This is a genomic window from Pedobacter sp. UYP24, assembly GCF_054057295.1.
Genome location: NZ_JBSRZD010000010.1, coordinates 11840 through 33779, shown reverse-complemented (window position 1 = coordinate 33779; position 21940 = coordinate 11840). Strand labels below are relative to the sequence as shown.

23 protein-coding genes and 1 other RNA gene are annotated in these 21940 nt (G+C 36.1%); 7 read left to right on the top strand and 17 right to left on the bottom strand.

The genetic code is table 11. From position 1 onward, the window contains the following. Positions 1-30: 30 nt before the first annotated feature. The 6 genes from ACVWYN_RS15550 to ACVWYN_RS15525 form a co-directional block, all read right to left on the bottom strand. A complete protein-coding gene (locus ACVWYN_RS15550) occupies positions 31-489 on the bottom strand; it encodes a hypothetical protein (protein WP_457289796.1) in 459 nt (152 codons plus the stop codon). A gap of 9 nt (positions 490-498) precedes the next feature. Then, positions 499-1809, bottom strand: a complete 1311-nt coding sequence (locus ACVWYN_RS15545; protein ID WP_457289795.1) for a sialidase family protein — start codon at positions 1807-1809, stop codon at positions 499-501. Positions 1810-1816: 7 nt separating this feature from the next. After that, a complete protein-coding gene (locus ACVWYN_RS15540; protein ID WP_457289794.1) occupies positions 1817-4192 on the bottom strand; it encodes a TonB-dependent receptor domain-containing protein in 2376 nt (791 codons plus the stop codon). Between the two features lie 220 nt (positions 4193-4412). Further along, positions 4413-4709 (bottom strand): hypothetical protein, encoded by a 297-nt coding sequence (locus ACVWYN_RS15535; protein WP_457289793.1) that lies wholly within the window; start codon positions 4707-4709, stop codon positions 4413-4415. A gap of 95 nt (positions 4710-4804) precedes the next feature. Then, positions 4805-5191 (bottom strand): acyl-CoA thioesterase, encoded by a 387-nt coding sequence (locus tag ACVWYN_RS15530; protein WP_457289792.1) that lies wholly within the window; start codon positions 5189-5191, stop codon positions 4805-4807. A 42-nt stretch (positions 5192-5233) separates the two neighbouring features. Further along, positions 5234-6241: a beta-ketoacyl-ACP synthase III gene (locus ACVWYN_RS15525; protein WP_457289791.1), complete on the bottom strand. Its 1008-nt coding sequence runs from the start codon at positions 6239-6241 to the stop codon at positions 5234-5236. 507 nt (positions 6242-6748) lie between these two features. Here ACVWYN_RS15525 and ACVWYN_RS15520 point away from each other — a divergent pair. Then, a complete protein-coding gene (locus ACVWYN_RS15520) occupies positions 6749-7348 on the top strand; it encodes an SCO family protein (protein ID WP_457289790.1) in 600 nt (199 codons plus the stop codon). After that, positions 7349-7768 carry a c-type cytochrome gene (locus ACVWYN_RS15515; protein WP_457289789.1) on the top strand — a complete coding sequence of 140 codons (420 nt, stop codon included), beginning with the start codon at positions 7349-7351 and terminating at the stop codon, positions 7766-7768. Positions 7769-7796: 28 nt separating this feature from the next. On the opposite strand, the gene ACVWYN_RS15510 is transcribed toward ACVWYN_RS15515, so the two are convergent. After that, positions 7797-8792: a DUF3500 domain-containing protein gene (locus tag ACVWYN_RS15510; RefSeq protein WP_457289788.1), complete on the bottom strand. Its 996-nt coding sequence runs from the start codon at positions 8790-8792 to the stop codon at positions 7797-7799. Between the two features lie 115 nt (positions 8793-8907). On the opposite strand from ACVWYN_RS15510, the gene ACVWYN_RS15505 reads away from it, so the two are divergent. From ACVWYN_RS15505 to ACVWYN_RS15490, 4 genes are all read left to right on the top strand, one after another. Continuing rightward, positions 8908-9495, top strand: a complete 588-nt coding sequence (locus tag ACVWYN_RS15505; protein WP_457289787.1) for a hypothetical protein — start codon at positions 8908-8910, stop codon at positions 9493-9495. 279 nt (positions 9496-9774) lie between these two features. Next, complete coding sequence (locus tag ACVWYN_RS15500) at positions 9775-10194, top strand: ISAs1 family transposase (RefSeq protein ID WP_457289786.1); 420 nt, start codon at positions 9775-9777, stop codon at positions 10192-10194. Positions 10195-10278: 84 nt separating this feature from the next. Next, an RNA gene (rnpB, locus tag ACVWYN_RS15495) (RNase P RNA component class A) lies at positions 10279-10655 on the top strand. A 57-nt stretch (positions 10656-10712) separates the two neighbouring features. Beyond that, the gene (locus tag ACVWYN_RS15490) at positions 10713-12122 is read left to right on the top strand and encodes a sigma-54-dependent transcriptional regulator (RefSeq protein WP_457289785.1); all 1410 of its coding nucleotides are present in this window, start codon (positions 10713-10715) and stop codon (positions 12120-12122) included. Positions 12123-12170: 48 nt separating this feature from the next. Here the strand turns inward: ACVWYN_RS15490 and ACVWYN_RS15485 are convergent, their stop codons facing one another. The 4 genes from ACVWYN_RS15485 to gatB form a co-directional block, all read right to left on the bottom strand. Continuing rightward, the gene (locus ACVWYN_RS15485; RefSeq protein ID WP_457289784.1) at positions 12171-12893 is read right to left on the bottom strand and encodes an RluA family pseudouridine synthase; all 723 of its coding nucleotides are present in this window, start codon (positions 12891-12893) and stop codon (positions 12171-12173) included. Between the two features lie 30 nt (positions 12894-12923). Further along, positions 12924-13613: a response regulator transcription factor gene (locus tag ACVWYN_RS15480; RefSeq protein ID WP_457289783.1), complete on the bottom strand. Its 690-nt coding sequence runs from the start codon at positions 13611-13613 to the stop codon at positions 12924-12926. A 108-nt stretch (positions 13614-13721) separates the two neighbouring features. Then, a complete protein-coding gene (locus tag ACVWYN_RS15475; protein ID WP_457289782.1) occupies positions 13722-14834 on the bottom strand; it encodes a redoxin domain-containing protein in 1113 nt (370 codons plus the stop codon). Positions 14835-14838: 4 nt separating this feature from the next. Then, positions 14839-16299 carry an Asp-tRNA(Asn)/Glu-tRNA(Gln) amidotransferase subunit GatB gene (gatB, locus tag ACVWYN_RS15470; protein WP_457289781.1) on the bottom strand — a complete coding sequence of 487 codons (1461 nt, stop codon included), beginning with the start codon at positions 16297-16299 and terminating at the stop codon, positions 14839-14841. Positions 16300-16493: 194 nt separating this feature from the next. On the opposite strand from gatB, the gene ACVWYN_RS15465 reads away from it, so the two are divergent. Beyond that, positions 16494-16835: a hypothetical protein gene (locus tag ACVWYN_RS15465; RefSeq protein ID WP_457289780.1), complete on the top strand. Its 342-nt coding sequence runs from the start codon at positions 16494-16496 to the stop codon at positions 16833-16835. A gap of 286 nt (positions 16836-17121) precedes the next feature. Here the strand turns inward: ACVWYN_RS15465 and ACVWYN_RS15460 are convergent, their stop codons facing one another. The 6 genes from ACVWYN_RS15460 to ACVWYN_RS15435 all read right to left on the bottom strand — a co-directional run bounded on the left by ACVWYN_RS15460 (position 17122) and on the right by ACVWYN_RS15435 (position 21936). Continuing rightward, complete coding sequence (locus ACVWYN_RS15460) at positions 17122-18522, bottom strand: hypothetical protein (RefSeq protein ID WP_457289779.1); 1401 nt, start codon at positions 18520-18522, stop codon at positions 17122-17124. 25 nt (positions 18523-18547) lie between these two features. Further along, positions 18548-19171, bottom strand: a complete 624-nt coding sequence (locus ACVWYN_RS15455) for a YceI family protein (protein WP_457289778.1) — start codon at positions 19169-19171, stop codon at positions 18548-18550. Between the two features lie 87 nt (positions 19172-19258). Then, positions 19259-19669 (bottom strand): hypothetical protein, encoded by a 411-nt coding sequence (locus tag ACVWYN_RS15450; RefSeq protein WP_457289777.1) that lies wholly within the window; start codon positions 19667-19669, stop codon positions 19259-19261. A 5-nt stretch (positions 19670-19674) separates the two neighbouring features. After that, positions 19675-20265: a YceI family protein gene (locus tag ACVWYN_RS15445; RefSeq protein ID WP_457289776.1), complete on the bottom strand. Its 591-nt coding sequence runs from the start codon at positions 20263-20265 to the stop codon at positions 19675-19677. A gap of 78 nt (positions 20266-20343) precedes the next feature. Further along, positions 20344-20799, bottom strand: a complete 456-nt coding sequence (locus ACVWYN_RS15440) for a lactate dehydrogenase (protein ID WP_457289775.1) — start codon at positions 20797-20799, stop codon at positions 20344-20346. Positions 20800-20880: 81 nt separating this feature from the next. After that, positions 20881-21936, bottom strand: a complete 1056-nt coding sequence (locus ACVWYN_RS15435) for a response regulator (RefSeq protein ID WP_457289774.1) — start codon at positions 21934-21936, stop codon at positions 20881-20883. Positions 21937-21940 lie beyond the last annotated feature (4 nt).

The window sequence follows — 21940 nt, the reverse complement described above, 5'->3', positions numbered from 1 at the left end:
CTTTAACGATATAATTACATAGCTAAAGCATCACTTATATGCCACAGAATTTCGTAGCTTTTTAAAATTAAGCAAATATGAATCAGATATTTTAAGCTGATTTTTATACATGCTGTCAATATCTTTAATTTTAACTTCTTCCTTTTTAAAGTAGTCTACTGCATCCTGGTCTGATTTACCGCTCACATCGGGTTCAAATTGCTGCATCCAATTATTCATCCGATCATCTGCATCTGCCAGTGCTTTTAATAAGCTATGAATTTGCGCTTTCTCCGTATTTGTATCCAAAGAAGGAATTTTCAGTTTAATCAAGCTCATAGTTTTAAGCAGAGTATCCAACTTCATCTGATTGCTTACTATCTTTTCCTGATCATCCATTACCAGGTTGTGAAAGCCCATAACCTCCTCTCTAACCTTCTTATAGTCTTCCTTTTGCGTACAAGCTGCCAATACAACAACTATAAATAAAATCATTTTTATTCCTTTCATAATTTTCATCTATTTATTTTCAATATTCAGATTGGCATAAAATATCTTTGAAACCCCAGATTGCTCCCTAACCCAGGCTACCAGAGTGTTTTTTCCATCATTGGCTAATACTGCATGGTTATCTGCTTCTTTTCCATCAGTTAGGTATATCTTTTTTTCTACATTTCCATTTGAAATTAATCTCAATATCAACTTTGCATTCGCTGCCGGTCCGTGACTCATCATGTTCATACTTGCACTAGCAGGATTCATCTTCATCTCTGTAGTCCCCATCTTCATCTCATGATGCTCATTTACTACTGTTTCCTCACAGACCATCAAATCTTTGCCGCCTATTAATGAAATCATCTGTGGGTGTCTTCCTGTTGCAGAAATCAGCTTACGTAAACCAAAATCTTTTGCACCTGGTTGTAAAGAGGAATAATATAATCCGGCACCGCCTCCGGCGGTAAACCAAACTACGTTTACTTCATTATTGGAACAAGTTAAAGAGGGACCCGAATGCGGACAACCATCTATTTGCCAATTGTCATTACTTATAGGTTTTGATAAGCCGAAAGTCTTTCCATCATCTATAGATGTCTTATAAACCATAACTCTTACCTGTTTATCTGATAATAGAGATGGGAACTGTATACTTCTATAAGCCAAATGTATATTTCCTTTATCATCCTTAAAAATATTGGTTCTACAACACTCACAGGTTCCTTTATCAATACAAGTATCCTTATCGAATCCTTTACCCTGTGTAGTTCTACTAAACATCAGGGCTGATCCCTTTATTGCTTTACCAAAACGGCCGTCTAGCCAAACGGCCGCTACCTCTCCATCTTTAAGATTAACAACATCAAAGAAACTACGTCCATAAGTATGCGCTGTATCACTATGTAAAAACCTAGCTAACGACCATGTCTTACCCAAATCAGAAGAACTGCTGTAATAAATAGCACCCGCAAAAGGATTCTTCTCTTTCATGAAACGCTTAGAAAAAATAGCAATGACTGTTCCATCGCTTTTAAAAGCTATTTTACCCATACTTTCTGCAGAGGTGTTGCTACCCTGAGATACCCCAACAGTAACAGGTAAACCAAAATTGCTTGCGGCTATATTATAGATTGCGTATTTTAAACGATAAAGGGAGTCCTTTCCTTGTTCAGTCCAGCATAAAACCTTATTTCCTTTTTGGTCTTGTGTAAAATACGGACCAACAGCAGATATTCCTTCCATTGGCATCCTTTTTAATACCAATTCTTCTGTTTTGTTTTTGCAACCTGCCCACAATAGCAGACATGGGATTGAAAATATCAATTTATTCATCATAGAAAATTTAAAAGATGTATTTAAGGTTTAGCCCTCCATATCCTGTGCGTTTAGGAGAGGGGTTGAAATATGCGGGCTGGGAACCGTTAAAGCCTGCAGCATTAATAGAAAGAATTGAGGAATAGCTTTGGTCCAATATGTTATCTATACCGGCATATACATTTGCTTCAAGATGTTTGAGAACCAATTTCTTATAGCCAACCTTTGCATTCAGTAGTTGGTAAGATGGATTGTAATCTGTACTTGCGTCATTTAGTGGAATCCGATCGTTATAAAAGTAATTTCCAAACAGATAAACTCCTGTATTTGTTTCTAAATCAAGTCCGGCATTTAGTACCCAAGGGGAAATTCCAGTTAGCTTGTTGCCACTATAATCAGACGTAACAACATTTTTCGCATTTAAGATTTTATAATCTTTAAATTTAAAATCCGAATAAGTAATTGCCACAAAAGGCCTTAAAGTAGTAAGTTGGCGCTTGTCCTCTGCTTTTAATAATTGGTATGAAAAAGCTAGCTCCGCTCCATTGTGGCTGGTCTTTCCTGAATTGTTATAAATGGTAATGCCCTGTTGTATAGACTGTGCAATTAGCTCTCCTTTCATATCCATTTTGAACAAAGCCAAATCATATTGAAATCTAGTTTTTAGTAAATTCCCTTTAGCATTTAACTCGTAATTAATGGCTTTCTCTGCTTGTAATTGAGGATTAATAGAGCCATCTACATTCTTTATTTCTGAACTTGAAGGAGGAGAAAACCCTGAACTTACACTGGCATGCAAACTTAAATCATCCCCAAAAGTATGACTTAAGGCAACCCTTGGTGTTGCCTGTGGATCAAATGTTTTAATGCCACTCTGATTTTGCTTTAAATAATCCTCTACATCATATTTCAAACTATTATAGCTTATTCCAAGGATTAAGGTAGTTTTCAATCCAAGAGAAGTTTCTGACTGATAAAACAGAGAATATTGGGTATTCCTGAAATCAATGTTCGAGTTAATTGCACCTTCATTACCTTTGTTATTTACATACTGATTTCCTTTTGTCAAACCTGCATTAAACTCAGCACCTAAGGTAAATTTAGTGGCCAATATTTTAAATTCAGGATCAAAAACGAAACGTGTGCGACCACCATAACTCTGATAAAAATTACGGATATAGGCATACGGCAGTGGATGATTCAAATCATAGAAATAAGTAAAAACACTGCTAGTGTTTGAAATTTGATCATTAAACCTATACTCTTGTCCTAACCCTATTCTTGTCCAGTTTTGATACCTTCCTGCTGCTTTGTCCAGGTTAGTTAAATTCGCCTGCAATGGATTTACCGCTACCTGATTGGCTGTAAGCCCCCCTGGAATTTGAGAATACTGTGTTGTCCTGTTTAAAAGTAAAGTTATTATACGTTTGTCACTCGGGAAGAGTTGAAAATTACCTGTCAAGAACCGGCGCATATCATTACTATGCTCCCTGTAGCCATCATATTGCTGCCAGCCATAAGAAACAAAACTATTTATATGATCTCCTCCATTTCGGTAGGTTGTTGCCAGACGGTATAAGCTATTGGATCCAACCAATGCAGTACCTTCAATGCTCTGTTCTTGGTAGGGCGAGCGCTGTAATTGAAAGTTTATCACTCCTCCGGTTCCTGCTCCATAAATACTTGAAGCAGGGCCTTTAATTACTTCTGCCCTTCCAATACTGTTTACGTCCAGCGCTTCAATTCTTGTTGTTCCATCTGCTTCTGTTACAGGAATCTCATTCACGTATACTTTAACATTACGGATTCCAAAGGAAGATCGTACTCCATTACCCCGAATAGAAACACGCGCTTCAGAAAGCGTGCTTTGATCCATACGTACACCCGGAATGGAATTTAAGGAAGATTGTAGAGAAACTGCACTTCCCCTATTTATATCCTGACTAGTTATCAGTGCAACTGAACCAGCTGTCTCTTTACTGGTCTTGGCGCCAGAAAATCCCAGTACACGAACTTCGTTCAAGCTGACACCATCTGCATCCATCTGAACATTAAGTATGTCAGAACCAGACAATATTTTAACCAATTGCGTACGGTAACCAACCAAAACAACTTTTACCAAAAGCTCAGTCTGTTCACGCTTAACCTCAGAACTATCATTCTGAACATTTTTACTCTCAAAATAACTTTGTTTAGTTATAATAATCTCAAAATACCCGTTTAAGTCGGACTGTGTAATGGGTTTTACCAAAACCAAATTAGCGTCAACAGCATAAATAGCAACATTTGCCAATGGCTGCCGGGTTTGAGAATCGTATATACGCCCTTTTATGGGCTTAATTTGAGCCATCGTCTGCGCTACACAAAAAACCAGGCATGTAGACAGCAAGTATCTAAATAACATATAAATTAAATAAAAATAAATGAGAATAAACTTACCACGTTTTCGAAGAAAACTGGTATTAAATACTTCGTTATAGAAATCCACATAGTGCAAATTCAACTAAAAGCAGCATTAATACAGCCTAATTAATTTGTATATAAAGGAAATCCAATCCTCTGAAGAAGAGTAAGAGTCATTTGCGCCCTTCACCGCAACTGATTCTAGCCTCACAGGAAAATAGTTAATTTTCCTGTGGTGGATGAAATATAGAATTCTTAATACTTTTAACCATTCCTGTAGAAAAAGGAACGTGAAGTTTAAACTCTGCGAAAGCATATCGGTTAAACGAAACAGGCATTTCAATAAATACATCTGGCAACTGACTCTGCTGCGACTGTCGTTCCTGCTTTTGCTCTTTGTCTTGAGCTTGCTTTAACTTTTTCATTAAATAGCACTTCCCATTGCAATGCATCTGGGGCTTGTCTTTATTAATACAAAGTTCGGAAGCAATGTATTTCTGATTTACTTCAAAACCCATATACAAAAATAGATTTGAGCAATTTGCACTAAGCAAACAAAACAAAAGTAATATTGATAGGAGTTTTAGAAACATTTCGTCAGCAAATATACTAACTATTTTATAACGGGAATAGGTTTCTTGTTCTCATCTATGGCAACAAAAGAAAATTCACCTGTTACAGCCTTTTCTCTCAAATCAGAGTACATCTGTTCAATCCAGATATCAACTCTAACCTTCATGCTAGTATTACCAATATGAATAACCCTGGCTATCAGCTCTACAAAAGTCCCTGCTGGGATAGGCTTTGTGAAATCTATCCGATCGCTACTTACCGTAACCATTAACTGTCTGCTAAATCTTGTTGCGGCAATAAAAGCCACTTCATCCATCATATGCATAGCTGCACCGCCAAAAAGCGTATCATAATGATTGGTAGTGTTAGGGAAAACTGTTTTAAACACCCTGGTTTCAGATGCATCTATCTTTTCTTCTATCGTCATCGATTTTCAATAGTAAACAACATTGCGCAAGCGAAGCGTTGCTTAATTCTTAGTTCTTAATTTTCCCCATTTTAAATAGGTGGCACCCCATGAAAAACCAGCTCCAAAAGCTGTGAGTATCATCTTATCACCATATTTAAAATCGTCTTTAAAATCCCACAAACAAAGCGGTATTGTTGCAGCAGTAGTATTTCCGTAACGGTCTATATTCACCTTTACCTGCTCTTCAGAGAGGCCAAGATAATCACCAACAGATTGTATAATTCTTAAATTTGCCTGATGCGGAATCAAGTAATTAATCTGAGAACTAACCAAGTCATTAGATTTTAACACTTCATTACAGGTATCAGTCATACCCTGTATCGCAGCTTTAAAAACCACCCTTCCATCCTGGCGAACAAAATGCAATTTGTCATCAATGGTTTTCTGCGAAGCAGGAAATTTTGATCCGCCAGCAGTAACAATCAAGTTTTCTTTACCGCTGCCATCCGTTCTAAAGAAACTATCCATCAAACCTACCGGTTCTTCCGTCTGCTCCAGCAAAACTGCACCTGCACCATCACCAAATAAAATACAAGTATTCCTATCAGTATAGTTTACAATAGAACTGTTTTTATCAGCACCAATAACAATTACCTTTTTACAGCGACCGCTTTCAATCATGCTTGCTCCAAGTGTAAGTGCATATAAAAACCCACTGCAGGCGGCGTTGGTATCAATACCCCAAGCATTCTTTAAACCTGCTTTTTCACACACCATACTTCCAGTAGAAACCATAACATAGTCTGGAGTTGAAGTAGAAACAATCACACATTCTATCTCATCAGGATTTACATTACCATCTTCCATTAATCTTTTCAAGGCATAAGTTGCCATATCAGAGGTGGCAATATTTGGATCGTTAACGATCCTTCTCTCCTTAATACCTGTTCTTGAAATAATCCATTCATTATTGGTGTCCACCATTTTTTCCAGGTCATGGTTACTCAAAACAGTATCAGGAACATAACCCCCAACCGCAGTAATGACTGCATTTTTCCTTGTTCTCATTTGTGTGCTTGTAGTTCTCTAAAAAAGAGCGGGACTAGGTACCTGCCCTTAATTTTCACAAAGCTACGGGTTCTTCCACAGATTATTGCAGAACTTTGATAACATTGAATGTTTCCTTATTATTTAAATCATGTTAATATTCAAACTAACATGATTTTTTAAGATATCAAATTCATATAACAATTTTATTTAGTTAATTATATATAAATATTTCATTATAAATGAATTATTAAATTTTTTACTTAAAATTTACCTTTGTTTAACCAAACAACATCTATCCTTAATAAGTATGTTAAAATAGTACCATTGTACTGTTTTTTTAAAAAAAAATAATTTTTTAATTACTTATAATCAGAATATTACACACATCAAATTAAGTATTAATTTATCAAATAAAATATTTATAATAAGAGGTTACAGCTTTTAGTGAAATTTCAACATCACTCGACAATTTACCTCAAAAGGATACCAATACAATTCGTAACTTAGCCGTACAAATACTCAAAAATGAAACTTATTAAACATATCCTTACATCAATTTTACTTACCGCTATCCTCTTCAATTCAGCTTGTAAAGAAGAAAAACCTTTACCAATAATGGGAAATGCACCGATAGCTGATTTCAATTTTCTTAATCAGGATAGTGTGAGGATTACCAACAATACTTTTAAAGATAAAATATACATAGCCGATTTCTTTTTCACTTCATGCACTAGCATCTGCCCCATTATGCACCGTAATATGAAAGCCATTTATGATGAATACAAAGACAATCCTAATGTAATGTTCCTTTCGCATACCATCGACTTTAAATACGACACGCCATCTAAGCTGAAAAAATATGCACAAAAACTTGGAGTAGATGGTGGTAAATGGCAATTTGCGTACGGCAGTAAAGAAAGCATATATGATATTGCAGAAAAGAGCTACTTATCAGCAGTTATAGAAGATACCACTGTTAAAGAAAACTATATCCATCAAGGTTATTTGATACTGATAGACAAAAATCGGCACATGCGTGGTGCCTACGATGGCACTAAAGATGAACAAATAGCGCTATTAAAAAGAGATTTACCAATATTACTTGCAGAAGAGGCTAAGAAATAGATGCGCAACTATTTTATTTTATCGGTATCTGCAGCCATAATTGCAGCAACCATAATTTCTTGTCAGGACGCCAACCGCATCCAGTACGACATGTATTATACCAATGGACGTGATTTATACATCTCTCACTGTCAAAACTGTCATGGAGCCAAGGGCGAAGGATTAGCTGCACTTGCACCTCCGCTTACAGATACTACCTATCTGAAAGAAAATAGAACCAAAATTGCTTGCTTCATTAAAAATGGCTTAACAGATACCATTTTTGTAAATAGCAATAAGTATGATGGAAAAATGCCTGCAGAAAACTTTGCAAACATAGATATCGCACAAATTATAGTCTATGTTACCAATACATTTGGCAATAAACATGGTAATTACAGTCAAGAGCAAGTTGCAACAGACTTGAGTAACTGCAAATAGAATAATTATGCTGTGTTAAAATTCTGCATCAAAAACTAAAACTATTGCCATAATCATTTACATGATCTCTGTAAACAGTATGATAATGTATACCCTGTGGGTAAACCGCACCTGGTTGACAAACAAACTCAATCCATACGCCTGGTCCATCTATTCGAACGTAATCTCCTTTTTTATTTAGCGATATATTTCCAAAATAGGAGACATATGTATCATCAAGTTGTCTGACATATGCCTTTAAGATTGATTTAAACGTTTCATTGTCAGCAATTTGAATCCAGTTTCGCATAGCGACTATTAGTAAACTTTTTTGTTTTTTACTAAGTAAAGATCCTTTGATACCTAATTTTACTACCGGAAATTCACCATCCTTACCCGGACCTAGATATACATCGTTAAATCCCTTATCGAGTTTCGCTATAAAACACTGGTTTGGACTTAATGAGGTAAGCAATTCGATCATCGCATCATGATTGAATTTTAATGTAGGATCTTCTGGCGGTTCCAAACCCATAAATAAGGGCGTTATTCCTGTTACTATTCCATTATTGAAGGTTAGATTAACAGCTAAATGGTGACCACCAATTTGCAGCTGCCACTTACCAGTTGCACTTGGTGCCCCAAGAAATGCGATAATGTAGTTATCTGAAGAATAGCCATCTTTGCTTTTGCCCAGCGCAGCATCTGCCTTCATGATGCCTATTACCTGTTCATAACCAGAACCAGAGTTACTTCCTAATGCTGCCCTAGCCACTTCCCGAGCTAATTCTTGTTGATGTGTAGATAATGAACTGAATAAAATACCCACCCTGCAGGCTAGTCCACATGGTAAATTAGTCCACTTAATTGCATTGGTTTGTTTATATTCTACTATGGCGTTAGATTTTTGCTGGGGTGATAAGGCATTAAGAAAATTATCGGAAGCGGATAGTAAGCCTTCTATGTTCGTTAAGGGTCTAAATGCATAACTATTGATGTTAAAAAAAGTACAGAAAACTAATAATGGCAGAATAATTTGTTTCATTTTATTTGGTTCATTTAATTTATTTAAGGTAGTAATTAAAGATGAAACTTAACTCTTTCTACTTATATTGTTAAAGTTACTGCTGTTGTGACAATTATCATTAACTTTTAAATATATGCTGTTTTATAAAAGAATTTTAATAATTGTGTCTTTGGCTGCCATAAATTCATTAAGCTATGCGCAAACTATAAGTAGCGCTAACTTTAGAATTTCTGATAAAAGAAAAGGAATAAACTCGGTAGACTTAACCTTAAACGGGGATATATTGGTTGGTGTTAGTGGCGACGGAGAAATTAACTATGTAGATGCAGAAAAAGATGTAGAATATTATGATAGCAGTGAAAAAGAAAAAGCGGGAAAGATCAAAGCTATTGGAAATATTCAAATTGATTATTACGATAATTTCGACATCAATGATCCTAAGGGAAAACTTAAATCTATCGGTAACATTAAATTTGTTTATAACAACTCATTCGATATTAGCGAAAAATTTGGATCGTTAAAATCTGTAGGCAGCATTCTTATTAAATACTACAATGGTTTTGATATACATGATCCTAACGGACAAGTAAAATCAATAGGCAACGTTAATATTCTTTTTTACAACGCATTTGATGACAAAGAACTTTTCGCTAGGATAAAATCTATTAAAGGGAATTCCAAAACGGTTTACGTTACAAAATATCGCGGCCGGCAATACTAGACCTTGAAACCCTCATTTCCCATTCCCCTTACCAGTCTTTGTAATGCGATTAAGATTTCTTGCCGTTACGCTTCACTCGAGATTACAAGAATACATTATAAAGGGTCTAACAATAAGTTCCCTTTATTAGTCAATTTCTTATGAAATATAAACAAAAATAGCTTATCTGGAGAGGCCTAGGGATTTCCACCAAGAGCAGACGCATTAAAATAAATACGAAATGATGTGAAATATATACATATAAATAACTGAATATTAGTCAATTATATCTTTTTTTCAATGTTTCATTTGTATTTTAGCACGATGAAATACCATCGTTTGAACAGGATGAAAAAGCATCAGATGATGGATATTATTTTCATCACTATTGCTGCTGTATTGTGCGGTGCAGAAGATTGGTATGATATTGAAGATTTCGGAGAAATAAAGAAAGAATGGCTTAAAACGTTCTTAACATTGGAAAACGGCATTCCCTGCCATGATACTTTTAACCGTTTTTTTGCCAAATTAGATCCCCGTTCATTCGAAAAATGCTTTGTATCCTGGATAATGTCGCTTCAAGGGGTTACCAAAGCACAATTGATCAGTATTGATGGTAAAACGATCCGTGGCGCCAAAGAAAACGGTAAAAAATCCCCTGTACATATTGTCAGCGCATGGGCGAGTGAAAATAAGCTAATCAACATTTTAAAATTTTAATGCGTCTGCCCTGGATTTCCACCCTTTTTCTGAACGAAAAGTTCCAGCCTCGTACGAGAATACTTTTTTGTATCTTAGCAAAAAAATGCAAGCCGTTCTACCGCTGCGATTTATTTCGAAGAGGAAAGTCCGGGCAACACAGAGCATCTCGCTTCCTAACGGGAAGAGGTTTAGGATTGAAAGCCTGAATTATGGAAAGTGCCACAGAAAGTGTACCACCGATGGCCTTAAGGCACAGGTAAGGTTGAAAACGTGAGGTAAGAGCTCACGAGGTAACCAGGCAACTGGTTGCTTTGTAAACCCCGGGAGTTGAAAGACCAAATAGGCTAACGCATGTAGGGCTGCTCGTCCGATGTTAGTGGGTAGGTCGTTAGAGATAAATGGCAACATTTATACTGGATTAATGGTAGAAGTCTTAATTTATTTAGATACAGAACCCGGCTTACAGGCTTGCATTTTTTTATATTCCAATAAAAAAAGTAATATATTAGCGCACAAATAAATCTGACCCGATATCTATGGCAAAACTGTTAATAATTGATGATGAGAGAGCGATAAGAAGTACTCTTCGTGAGATTTTAGAGTATGAAAACTATGAAGTTGAAGATATTGACAATGGTATAGAAGGCTTAGAACTGATCAAAAAAAAGAAATTTGATCTGGTACTATGTGACATCAAAATGAACCGCATGGATGGCATGGAAGTTTTGGAACAAGCCTTATCTTTTAGTCCTGATCTTCCTTTCATCATGATCTCTGGTCACGGTACCGTAGAAACTGCAATTGAAGCCAGCAAAAAAGGTGCTTTCGATTTTATATCAAAACCACCAGATTTAAACAGGTTATTAATTACTGTTAGAAATGCACTAGATAGGGGCACTTTGGTTACAGAAACTAAAGTTTTAAAAAGAAGAGTCAGCAAAACAAGAGATATACTTGGCAGCTCTGTTAACATTAATAAGATAAAAGAAACCATTGATCGCGTAGCGCCTACAGAAGCACGCGTTTTAATTACTGGAGCTAATGGCAGTGGTAAAGAATTAGTTGCACGATGGCTGCATGAAAAATCTAATCGTGCCGATAGTCCGCTAATTGAGGTAAACTGTGCTGCAATCCCTTCTGAACTAATAGAAAGTGAATTGTTTGGGCATGAAAAAGGTTCATTTACATCGGCTGTTAAGCAACGTATAGGCAAATTTGAGTTGGCTAATGGTGGTACACTTTTTCTTGATGAGATTGGAGACATGAGTCTTTCTGCTCAGGCAAAAGTATTAAGAGCACTTCAGGAACAGAAGATAAGTCGCGTTGGTGGTGAAAAGGAGCTTGAGGTAAATGTAAGGGTAATTGCAGCTACTAATAAAGATCTGATGAAGGAAATTGAGGATGGTAATTTCCGTATGGATCTTTACCACAGGCTAAACGTGATCAACATCCACGTTCCGCATCTACGAGAACGTATTGAAGATATCCCTGAAATTGCACAGAACTTTTTGGAAGACATTTGCAGGGATTATGGTATGCCAGTTAAGAAAATAAGTGAAGGCGGTATGACTGCATTACAAAGCTTACCGTGGACTGGCAATGTGCGCGAATTACACAACATGATTGAGAGATTGATTATTTTAAGTGATAAAATAATTACGGAGCATGATGTAATTGCTTTTGCTAATCCAGGGGGGGGTACAAACATTGGGGCAGCTGTTGGAAACGGGGAACCTCTTATTACTACTAATGCTTCATCAGAATTGGATTATGAGAAATTCACTAATTTCCAGGACTATAAAGATCATGCTGAGAAAGAATTTATCAAATTTAAGTTAGAAAAAAATAATTGGAATGTATCTAAAACTGCTGATGACATAGATATTCAGCGTAGTCACCTATATAGCAAAATCGAGAAATTTGGCTTGAAAAGATTAGCAGAATAAAGATAGCTGCTGCTTCATTTTACAAATAATGAGGCAGCAGCGAATTATTTATAAATCAAATTTATCCAATAGCTTAATAAGCGTCGCAAAATCTTTAGGATATGGCGCATCAATTACAATATCCTGATCATCTAGCCCTTTAAAGGTAACAAATCTTGCATGTAAGGCAAACCTCTTCATTATTGGAAGCTCTTCTTCATCTTTTGCAATCCTATAACCTTTTTTCATACTGGAAAGAAAAACAGGTTTACCCTTATACATTTCATCTCCTACAATAGCAGCACGTTGCGTAGCTAAATGAATCCTTATCTGGTGCATGCGACCAGTGATAGGTTTACACTCTACAAGTGAATAATGTCGGTAATGCTTGATGGTTGTAAAAATAGTTTCTGCACGTTTGCCTTCTTTTCTATCTATGGTAACGCTTTTATTCCCATCATTTAAAATAGGAAGATCTATAAACAACTCATTAAAAGAAAATTGACCATCAACCACCGCATGATAAACTTTATTAACTCTGCGCTTTTCAAATTGTATTGCCACATGGCGATAGGCCTCAGGCGTTTTTGCTATGATAATGGCACCAGATGTTTCTTTATCTAAACGGTGACAAACTTGTGCATCATCACTATACTGCTTTGCCAGACGTAAGATGTTTACTTCGCCTGACCCGCCGCGTTCATCTAATGAGGCTACAAAAGGTGGTTTATTTACAACGATGTAATCATTGTTTTCGAAAATTATAAGGTCTTTAAAGGAAGGGTATTTCAATTGTTTTGCTTTCTTGTGAATGCAAAAGTACTAAGAAAGTTCGAATTTATAGCCCACTCCCTTTACTGTTGCTACATATGTCTCACCTAATTTCTCTCTTAACTTGCGTATATGGACATCTATTGTACGATTGGTAACTACAACTGAATCTTCCCAAATGTTTTTTAATATAGACTCACGGGTATAAACCTTGCCTGGTTTTGAAGCCAAAAGATACAAAAGTTCAAATTCCTTTTTAGCAAGAACAACTTTCTGTCCGCTTTGATAAACTAAATAAGCTTCACGATCAATCACTAAATCTCCAATTTCTACCTTATTCTCAGAAATTTCATCCGCACTGGTATTTCTTCTTAGTATGGCGTTTATTCTGCTTACTAATGCTCTTGGTTTAATTGGCTTCGCAATATAATCATCAGCACCAACATTAAAACCGGCTATTTCTGAATATTCCTCACTTCTTGCGGTAAGAAATACCATAAATGTATTTTTAAATTCTGGAATTGCCCTCATGATACGGCATGCTTCTATACCATCCATTTTAGGCATCATGATATCAAGGATGATCAAATCAGGATGAACCTTTTTTGCAACGTTTATTCCTTCCTGACCATTATTCGCTAGAAAAACCTGGTATCCTTCTTTTTTTAGATTGTATTCTATCAGCTCTAAAATATCCGGTTCATCGTCAACAATAAGTATTTTTTGGTTTGAGTTACTCATAGCTTTAATTATTTGTTACGAAAATACGCGATCAGTTATAATATAGCGTTAAACCAAAGTTAACAAATTGTTAAACACATCATATATTTTAACATGAATTTAGGATTATCATAAAGTCTTAGCTAAAAAGACTTCCAATTCTTCTCCCCTTAAATTTTTAGCAATTATAACTCCCTTAGGATCAATAAGAAATGAACTTGGTATAGCCTCTATTTGATAAAGTCTAACAGTTGATCCTTCAAAGTCTGCCAGCTCACTGGCATGATTCCATGTTAATTTATCAGCTTCAATTGCTTTCTTCCAGGCTGCTGGATCCTTATCAAGTGAAATTCCCAAAACAGTAAAGTTTTTATCTTTGTAGGTATTATAGGCTTTTACCAAGTTAGGGTTTTCCTGTCGACAAGGCATGCACCATGAAGCCCAAAAATCCACCATTACATATTTGCCTTTAAAATCTGATAGCTTAACCAGATTTCCATTGATACCTTTTATTGTGAATTCTGGTGCTGGTTGTCCAACTTGCACTGCTTTTAAGCCCGCCATTTTCTTTAAAAACTCTGTAACCGCCGGGTTTTCATTGAAACTACTTTTAATTTTATCTGAATAAGCAACCATTTCCTTTTCATACTCTGCAGGGTTTAAAAGGTTAATGGCATAAAAGCCCGCTAAAGACTCTGTATTTTCTTGAGCAAATTTTAGAATAGCTTGATTTAGTCCATTCACTTCAACCATGTACTTTGGTCTCATTTGTTCCATAATCATTTCGCGCTTATCTGGCTGGGATTGTACTGTTTGATCAAACTGTGCCTGGATTGCATTTATCCTGCCTATATATTGATTTTTAGTTGTATTTAATTCATGTAATTTATCTGCTTCGGCAGCACCAGAAATGGTGTAAGTCAAATTTTTATCGGCAATATCAGCAGCAATTTTAATATGATCTCCGTTTTTAGCGATGACCATATACTCGTTTGAGCCCGTGCTAATTCTAAAAAAATCAACACCAGGGGTGCTGTGTTCAAATTTAAACGCTCCTTTTTCAGAAAACACGGTAGAATCTATTGCCTGGGCACTGTCCTTTTGTAAACCAAAAAGGTAAACTTTACTTTGAGGTTTAGTATTTGTAAACTGTCCTTCAATAACAAATTTAGTGCTATCCTTACAGGCAGCAAATGTGATACATAAAATAAGGAGACAAGCGATCTGCTTTAATGATTTCATAGAATTATGATTTTAATTTTTCTTGTAATACTTCATTGATCTTTTGAGGATCGGCTTTGCCTTTGGCTAGTTTCATGACTTCGCCAACGAATAGACCCAATACTCCTTTTTTACCCTTTTTATAGGCTTGCACCTGTGATTCAAACTTAGCTAGTACTTCATCTACGTATTTGCTTAATTCATCTGCATTTTCTTCAATAAGCAGGTTTAGCTGTTTAGCCAAATCCACTACATTATTATTTGTTTTTACCGAAGGGATAAGTTGCTGTAAAGCTGTTTGCTGGCTAATCTTTTTTGAATCAACTAAATTAATTATTGCAGCCAGTTGTTTTGCATTTACATTAAAACCAGCAATACCAATTTGTTTTTCGTTTAGCAATGCCCTGATGGATCCGGTTAACCAGTTTACCAGGCTTTTTTTATTATTAACCAAGGGCAAAGCGATTTGGAAATAACTTAATAGATCAGTATCTTCTGCCAACATTGCAGCTTCGGCATTGTTAATATTGAAATCTGCCATCAATGTTTTTGCTATTTGTGCTGGCAACTCAGGCATGGCAATTTTAATGCTGTTTAACCATTCATCAGAGATGTGTATTGGTGCTAAATCTGGATCGGGGAAGTAACGATAATCGTTAGCCTCCTCTTTACTTCGCATTGGAGAGGTAGTACCTTGCTCTGCATCAAAATTAAGTGTGCTTTGTATTATTGAGCCACCATTAGTGATCACATCAAACTGTCGGTGAAATTCGAAGTCCATCGCTCTGCGTACGTTCCTTATAGAGTTCAGGTTTTTTACTTCGCAACGAGTGCCAAAAGTTTTCACGCCTAAAGGACGAATAGAGATATTGGCATCGCAACGCAAACTACCTTCTTCCATATTTCCATCGCTAACGTTAAGGTGCCTAACCAATTTTCTCATTTCTAATAGCAATGCTGATGCTTCTTCAGAACTGGAGATATCTGGTTCTGTAACGATCTCTATTAATGGAACTCCTGCCCTATTTAGATCTACATATGAATATTTTGCATTTTGATCGTGCAGGCTTTTACCGGCATCTTCTTCTAAGTGTATCCTGTTTATACCAATGCGTTTCTCTGCCCCATCAGACAGTTTTACAACAATAAATCCGTTCCGACAAATGGGTTCATTGTCTTGCGTGATTTGGTACCCTTTAGGAAGATCTGCATAGAAATAATTCTTACGGTCGAAATAATTTAGTTGATTAATAGAACAGTTTAGGGCTAATCCCATTCTGATCGCCTTTTCTATCACCTCTTTATTTAGTTTAGGCAAGGCCCCTGGCAATGCCAAGCTTATTGCAGAAATGTGCTCATTTGGATTTGCACCGAAGGCAGCACTGTCTGATGAAAATATTTTTGTTGCTGTATTGAGCTGTACATGGATCTCAAGACCAGATACCAATTCGAACTCTGATGGAGATACAGTTGTTTTAGTACTCATTTATAGGCAATAATTAGCTTAAATTCTTTGTGTTTTCGACATACAAACATAACCATTTATGCGTTATTATAAGAGAATTTAGTATATAAATGCTTTATGGCACAGCCTTTGAATATTAAGATATACACATAAAGTTAATTGATAATGCGCTGTAAATCGTGTTTATCCTAACCGAAACCTAAATTATAACAGTTATGAAAAAGTTAATTTTATTAGGATCTTTATTAACCGCAATCACCCTTACCTCTCAGGCACAAATAAGTGTTAACATAAATCTTGGGCCTCAGCCACAGTATGTTCCAGTAAGGTATAATTCTTCTAATTATTATTATTCTAAACCAGTAAGATATGTACCTGTACGCACGCCGGTTTATATACATCATGTAGATGCAATTAGGCAACCATATTATGTAAATTCAATAAGAGCCGAAAGACGCCCCATAGTTTACCGTCGTGTTCATTACAAAGAGAATAATGGGCACAACAAAAACAAATGGAAGATAAAAGGTGGCCATCATGGAAAAGGCAGAAGATAATTATAAGATACCCTTTGAATCACGACGTTCAACAATATTGTTTTTAATCAGTCTAGCAAATGTAACCAAATTTACTGATAGGAGCTAATTGTTTAGATCTTTGGAAAACGTAAACCAGGTGTTCCTGAATTGGAAACTAGGAGAACGGCACTTCCTACTTCATCCTAAGCATTATAATAATAATGCTGGAAACCCCAAATACCGATAGAAAAGCTGGCCTTTTAAAATGGCTTAATCATATCGGTATTTGGGATTTTTATTTTTTCTTATTAAAAAAATACTTTGGCTAGAATCCTACAACAGCTTCTATTACATAACCATTGAATTTCCCTCCTGCTCTATAATCTGCAGTTGGGAAATTCTTATATTTCTGTACTACATACTCGCCTTTTAATAATACATTCTTGGTCATAAACCAACCCGCAGCTGCCGCTACCCTATTTAACTTTACATCTCGTGTGTAAACAATTGGTCCGGCACCTGTGCCAGTTGCGTTATCTACTAATCTTGCAGATACAGTATTGTATTTTAGGCCTATAAACAAATCTTCTGCTTTTCCGAACCTGTATAGGCCATCTATTGCGAATTGTTTAGCATCTCTGGTATCGGTTTCCCTTGCGTTGCGGCCAGATGCAGTTTCGTATGTTCCAAAAATCTCCAAACCTTTTGCTTTAATAAATCCATTAAACATAAATGTATTGATTTTTTTACTAAAGCCTGGGTTAAAGCGACCAGAGAAGGCCAGCGGTGTACCTGCACCAGATGAGCTGCTTGGGTTTGCAGAATTCTGTTCCATAATAAACTGATAATTGGACCCTGAACGATCTCCGCCAAATATAGTATTACCTCCGCTGCTTTGATTACCATAATAAGATCCGCTTACTCTTACTCTTACATCTGAAGTTAATTTGGTATCATAACCTCCTTTTAAAATAATGGAAGGTGATTTATGGTAGTCACCATCAGGATTGGAAGCAGCATATAAAGAATCTATGTTACCTTTTATCATTCCGTTTGTCACGCTTAGCATTCCAAATAAACCGTTCTTTTTCAAATAAACTTCTCCACCGATCTCTGTAGCAAACTCATCCATAATGTTTCCTTCAACAAAAGGGTTGTAGATCGCTTGACCGCCATCAGACCTGCGAAAATGTTCATCACCATAGTTCACTTCAAAGTGACCAATTTTAACAGTTGCAACTTTCATTAGCTCTTCCCAAAACACGCCTTTAAACGGAAGTTTGTCAAATTGAATAAAACCACCTTTTACCCAGGTTTCATTATGGTGTTTTGTAGACAAGTAGCTGGTAATATTTAGCCTGATACCATCTGCCAATTGTACATCCATAAATAAATTGGCCTGTGCGGTTTGAAAACCAGGGGTGATAACCTTTAACCTGTTACCTGGAGTAGAAACACCGCCTGAAAAGGAACCAATATTATTTTTTAGTGCATCGGGATTCTCGTGCTTCAGATTTTGAAACTGCTGGGTAAATCCAGCACCAAACTTAAGTTTTGGTCCGTCAAAAGTACTTGCAGAATCTTTAGGATCTTCAAATACATTGATCCCTGATTTGTCATAAGGTCTGATGTTTTGTATCCTTTGTTGTTGTGCAAATGAAAGTGCAGGTACAATGGCCATTAATGCTACCGCAGTAATACTGCGATATAAAATATTAGTTTTCATGATGTTGAGTATAATTTTGTAGAGGTTATTTTTTAAAGTTTAGGGTGTAACTTACAACAAGTTCATTGGCTACCTTCATCGCGCCTAGCATAAAACTTGGCGGATCTATATTGTATTCTGTAAGTTTAATGGATTCAGAACCAGTACAAATAATGCTTTGATCCGCTTTAACATCACCGTTTACCTGCATGGTAATATTCTTAGAAACACCAGCTATAGTCAATATGCCTGTAGCTTTAATAGCAAACTTATTTTTGGCAACAGCTGATATTACTGCATTACTAAGTTTGAAAGTAATTTTAGGAAAATCATTAGCTTTAATGGTTTTATAAGTACGTGTGTCCATAGAGCTATGTTCACTCTTCAGACTTTTTGCGAGTACTGTAAAGCTTAATTCATTTAGACTTTTAGGGATATTATCTGATCCGACTAAAGGTCCGAAATCTGCTTCTGCGATTGGGTTTAATGCAATCATTATCCAGTCGTGCACATTAGATTTCCCTGCTATTTTTATAAGGTTATCTTTACTACTTAATTTATAAGCTGCTTGTCCGCTTACGCTTGTTATAGATAATATAGGTATAAGCAATATTATGGCCAGGTATCTTTTAATAGCTGTAAGTCCGGTTAATTCATTAAAGGTTTTCATATTCTGATTGTTCGTTATCAATACTCAAACGTACAGCTAACCTATTGCCCTATAAATGATAAACGGTATTAGAATTAGTGACCTTAATCACATTGGGTTTAGTTTTGCAAATATAATTCCGGCTATAATTGCCTGCATTAACCCATAGCAAAACCAGCTTACCACAATTAGAAAAGTAATGTCGAGCGAACTAAAGATAATCCACATTACAGGAAGAAGGGCCACTATAGCATATACCAATCCAAATTCAAGTCCCCTCAGTAAAAAATGTCCGTGAAACAAACTCTTAAATCTATCCCAGAACCATGACAATGCAAAACTGATAATAAATGCATGCATATAAAACAAAACATCTCGGCTCCCATCTGAATTAAATAGCGGATTGTTATACTCAAAAAACGAAGCAGGAAAAAACTTTACGGCAAGGAACAGCCCACCATAGCATACAATAAATAAGATCGTTCCTGCAATAAATCCTGATACGATTATTTTCTTCATGGTTCTTAATTTAAAATGGCTGCCTTGAGAATGAACTCAACATCGAGCATGTTATTGGTTTTAATCATTCCTCCCAATTTTCTTGGTGGTATGATATTAAAATCAGAAAAATTTACTGTTTTCTTCCCTATTAAGCTAATGCTTTTCAAGCCATCCGGATTGCAAAGATAAGCTACTTCAAAACGCTTGTTAACGCCCCCTATTGAAATGTTGACAATACCTGAAATAGTGCTTTCGCCTTTGGCTAGATCTGGATATTTGCTAAGACTAGTGAAGGTTATTATAAGTTTTGGAAAAACATCTGCTTTTAATGTTTTCCTGAGGTCTTTCGTCATGATAACATTATGGCAGTCGAAGCTTTTGATATCAAGGATCATTTGTCCGGAAATCTTAACTTCCTCTCTACCTTTATGAGCATACATGATTAACGTATCTGGGTATATATACTCAGGGATAAAACAACTAAATTTATTGATATTAGTACTACCGTTTACTTTAAGGGAGCAATTTTTGGTTAGCACCCATCTAACCGGCTTAACTTTGTCCTGTGCCATTAATAATAGCAGCAGGATGATCAAAAAATATTTTACCTGCATCTATTTTATGTTTTTATGACCGAACCTTGTTCAACTGCTAGTCTTTCAGAATATCCAGAGAGAAGCAGTTTTCATTGCTTAGGTAAGATGATTTGATGATTTAGGTGAAACATCGCAAGCTTTTGCGCAGATGCAAGCAGTACCAAGGCAACAGTTTTCCTGCCATTTATCCAGGTTATTAATTGTTTCCATAGCCAGTGCCATTGGAAGATCTTCGAGATTTAGTGGTGTTAAAACAAGATGTGGTACATTTCCTACCTTGATATTTCGCGAACTGGTAGCAAGTTGATCTATATGAGATACATCGGTAGATCTTGTTGCTATATATTTCACCCCCAAGTCTGCCAATCTATTTACCACAGCAGCACTTACATCATCATTACTATAAACAAGAATTGCTTCTTTACCAGCAGCAAAGGAAACTGTCTCCGCAGTTAAGGAATTGGAGATTAAGGTAATTTCGTGTTTTTTGTGATTTGCAATCGCAAGGACTTCCTTCTCGCCTGCTTTAATACTATATGCTACTACTCTCATGCCTTCGATTATATCAAGCAAATGTAGAGGTAACAGGGTAGCTAATAAATGAGAGGCGTCATCAGGAAATAGTGACGTTCATCAATTTTTCATGTTTTCCAGCTTAACATGATTTAGAACAGTAATATAACTTCCTTTGCGTTCTATCAAACCTTCATCTTTAAAATCACTAAGCATTCTACTAACTGTTTCAGTAGCTATGCCCGCCATTGCTGCCAAATTATCACGAGATATATCTAATGTATTATTGTTTGCACCTAGATTTACATTTTCCAAACGGATAATAACTTCGGCCATCCGCTTTCTTACTGAGTGATAGGCCAGTTGCAGGAGTTGCTGTTCTTTATCAAGCACATTATTAGCTAGGATTTTAATAAAACGCGATGCTACATCCGGAAATTTATTGAGCAGACGATCCATTAATTCTTTAGGTAAAAGGCATATAGAAGTATTTTCTACAGCTTCCGTAGTATCTGTATAATTTTCACCCGCAAGAAGAGCTGCAACACCAAAATATTCATCAGCAGCATACATTCCGATTAAAAGTTCTCTTCCATCATCAGCTACTTTAAAAGCTTTAACTTTACCTGCTGTCACCAGATAAATTCCATTTACAGTGTCGCCTTCATAGTAAATAATTTGCTTCTTTTTAACATTTCTTATTTTACGGGCTGCAATAAAGCTTTTAAGCTCTTCCATACCTTTTCCATCTATTATAGAGTTTAGGTTGTCAAGCGATTTACTGTATGATTCTGCTAGTATATCTTTCTTTTTAAGTCTGGACTCAATGGCATTAAATAACTCTACATCGTCAAAAGGCTTAGTCAGGTAATCATCAGCTCCCATTTCCATGCCTTTGCGCATGTCTTGCCGCTCAGTCTTTGCAGTTATAAATATAAATGGAATGACCGCAGTTTCAGGATTTTTTCCTAATAGATGAAGTACTCCGTAACCATCCAGTTCTGGCATCATAATATCGCAAAGTATAAGATCTGGAAGATGCTTTGCAGAAAGTTCAACACCTATTTTCCCATTTCTAGCTTCTAAAACCTCGTAATTAGCAAGCGTCAGAATCTCTGCTGCACTTTCTCTGATGTCGTCATTGTCTTCAATGAGTAAAATACACGTTCTCTTCATAATC

What these genes read in the sequence shown, in the direction of transcription:
- ACVWYN_RS15440 (WP_457289775.1), bottom strand. Translation starts at nt 20,799, where the DNA reads ATGAGAGTAGTAGCATATAGTATTAAAGCAGGCGAGAAGGAAGTCCTT.
- ACVWYN_RS15510 (WP_457289788.1), bottom strand. Translation starts at nt 8,792, where the DNA reads ATGAAACAAATTATTCTGCCATTATTAGTTTTCTGTACTTTTTTTAAC.
- ACVWYN_RS15435 (WP_457289774.1), bottom strand. Translation starts at nt 21,936, where the DNA reads ATGAAGAGAACGTGTATTTTACTCATTGAAGACAATGACGACATCAGA.
- ACVWYN_RS15545 (WP_457289795.1), bottom strand. Translation starts at nt 1,809, where the DNA reads ATGATGAATAAATTGATATTTTCAATCCCATGTCTGCTATTGTGGGCA.
- ACVWYN_RS15455 (WP_457289778.1), bottom strand. Translation starts at nt 19,171, where the DNA reads ATGAAAACCTTTAATGAATTAACCGGACTTACAGCTATTAAAAGATAC.
- ACVWYN_RS15535 (WP_457289793.1), bottom strand. Translation starts at nt 4,709, where the DNA reads ATGGGTTTTGAAGTAAATCAGAAATACATTGCTTCCGAACTTTGTATT.
- ACVWYN_RS15450 (WP_457289777.1), bottom strand. Translation starts at nt 19,669, where the DNA reads ATGAAGAAAATAATCGTATCAGGATTTATTGCAGGAACGATCTTATTT.
- ACVWYN_RS15475 (WP_457289782.1), bottom strand. Translation starts at nt 14,834, where the DNA reads ATGAAATCATTAAAGCAGATCGCTTGTCTCCTTATTTTATGTATCACA.
- ACVWYN_RS15490 (WP_457289785.1), top strand. Translation starts at nt 10,713, where the DNA reads ATGGCAAAACTGTTAATAATTGATGATGAGAGAGCGATAAGAAGTACT.
- ACVWYN_RS15500 (WP_457289786.1), top strand. Translation starts at nt 9,775, where the DNA reads ATGTTTCATTTGTATTTTAGCACGATGAAATACCATCGTTTGAACAGG.
- ACVWYN_RS15525 (WP_457289791.1), bottom strand. Translation starts at nt 6,241, where the DNA reads ATGAGAACAAGGAAAAATGCAGTCATTACTGCGGTTGGGGGTTATGTT.
- gatB (WP_457289781.1), bottom strand. Translation starts at nt 16,299, where the DNA reads ATGAGTACTAAAACAACTGTATCTCCATCAGAGTTCGAATTGGTATCT.
- ACVWYN_RS15480 (WP_457289783.1), bottom strand. Translation starts at nt 13,613, where the DNA reads ATGAGTAACTCAAACCAAAAAATACTTATTGTTGACGATGAACCGGAT.
- ACVWYN_RS15465 (WP_457289780.1), top strand. Translation starts at nt 16,494, where the DNA reads ATGAAAAAGTTAATTTTATTAGGATCTTTATTAACCGCAATCACCCTT.
- ACVWYN_RS15530 (WP_457289792.1), bottom strand. Translation starts at nt 5,191, where the DNA reads ATGACGATAGAAGAAAAGATAGATGCATCTGAAACCAGGGTGTTTAAA.
- ACVWYN_RS15515 (WP_457289789.1), top strand. Translation starts at nt 7,349, where the DNA reads ATGCGCAACTATTTTATTTTATCGGTATCTGCAGCCATAATTGCAGCA.
- ACVWYN_RS15550 (WP_457289796.1), bottom strand. Translation starts at nt 489, where the DNA reads ATGAAAGGAATAAAAATGATTTTATTTATAGTTGTTGTATTGGCAGCT.
- ACVWYN_RS15505 (WP_457289787.1), top strand. Translation starts at nt 8,908, where the DNA reads ATGCTGTTTTATAAAAGAATTTTAATAATTGTGTCTTTGGCTGCCATA.
- ACVWYN_RS15460 (WP_457289779.1), bottom strand. Translation starts at nt 18,522, where the DNA reads ATGAAAACTAATATTTTATATCGCAGTATTACTGCGGTAGCATTAATG.
- ACVWYN_RS15520 (WP_457289790.1), top strand. Translation starts at nt 6,749, where the DNA reads ATGAAACTTATTAAACATATCCTTACATCAATTTTACTTACCGCTATC.
- ACVWYN_RS15540 (WP_457289794.1), bottom strand. Translation starts at nt 4,192, where the DNA reads ATGTTATTTAGATACTTGCTGTCTACATGCCTGGTTTTTTGTGTAGCG.
- ACVWYN_RS15445 (WP_457289776.1), bottom strand. Translation starts at nt 20,265, where the DNA reads ATGCAGGTAAAATATTTTTTGATCATCCTGCTGCTATTATTAATGGCA.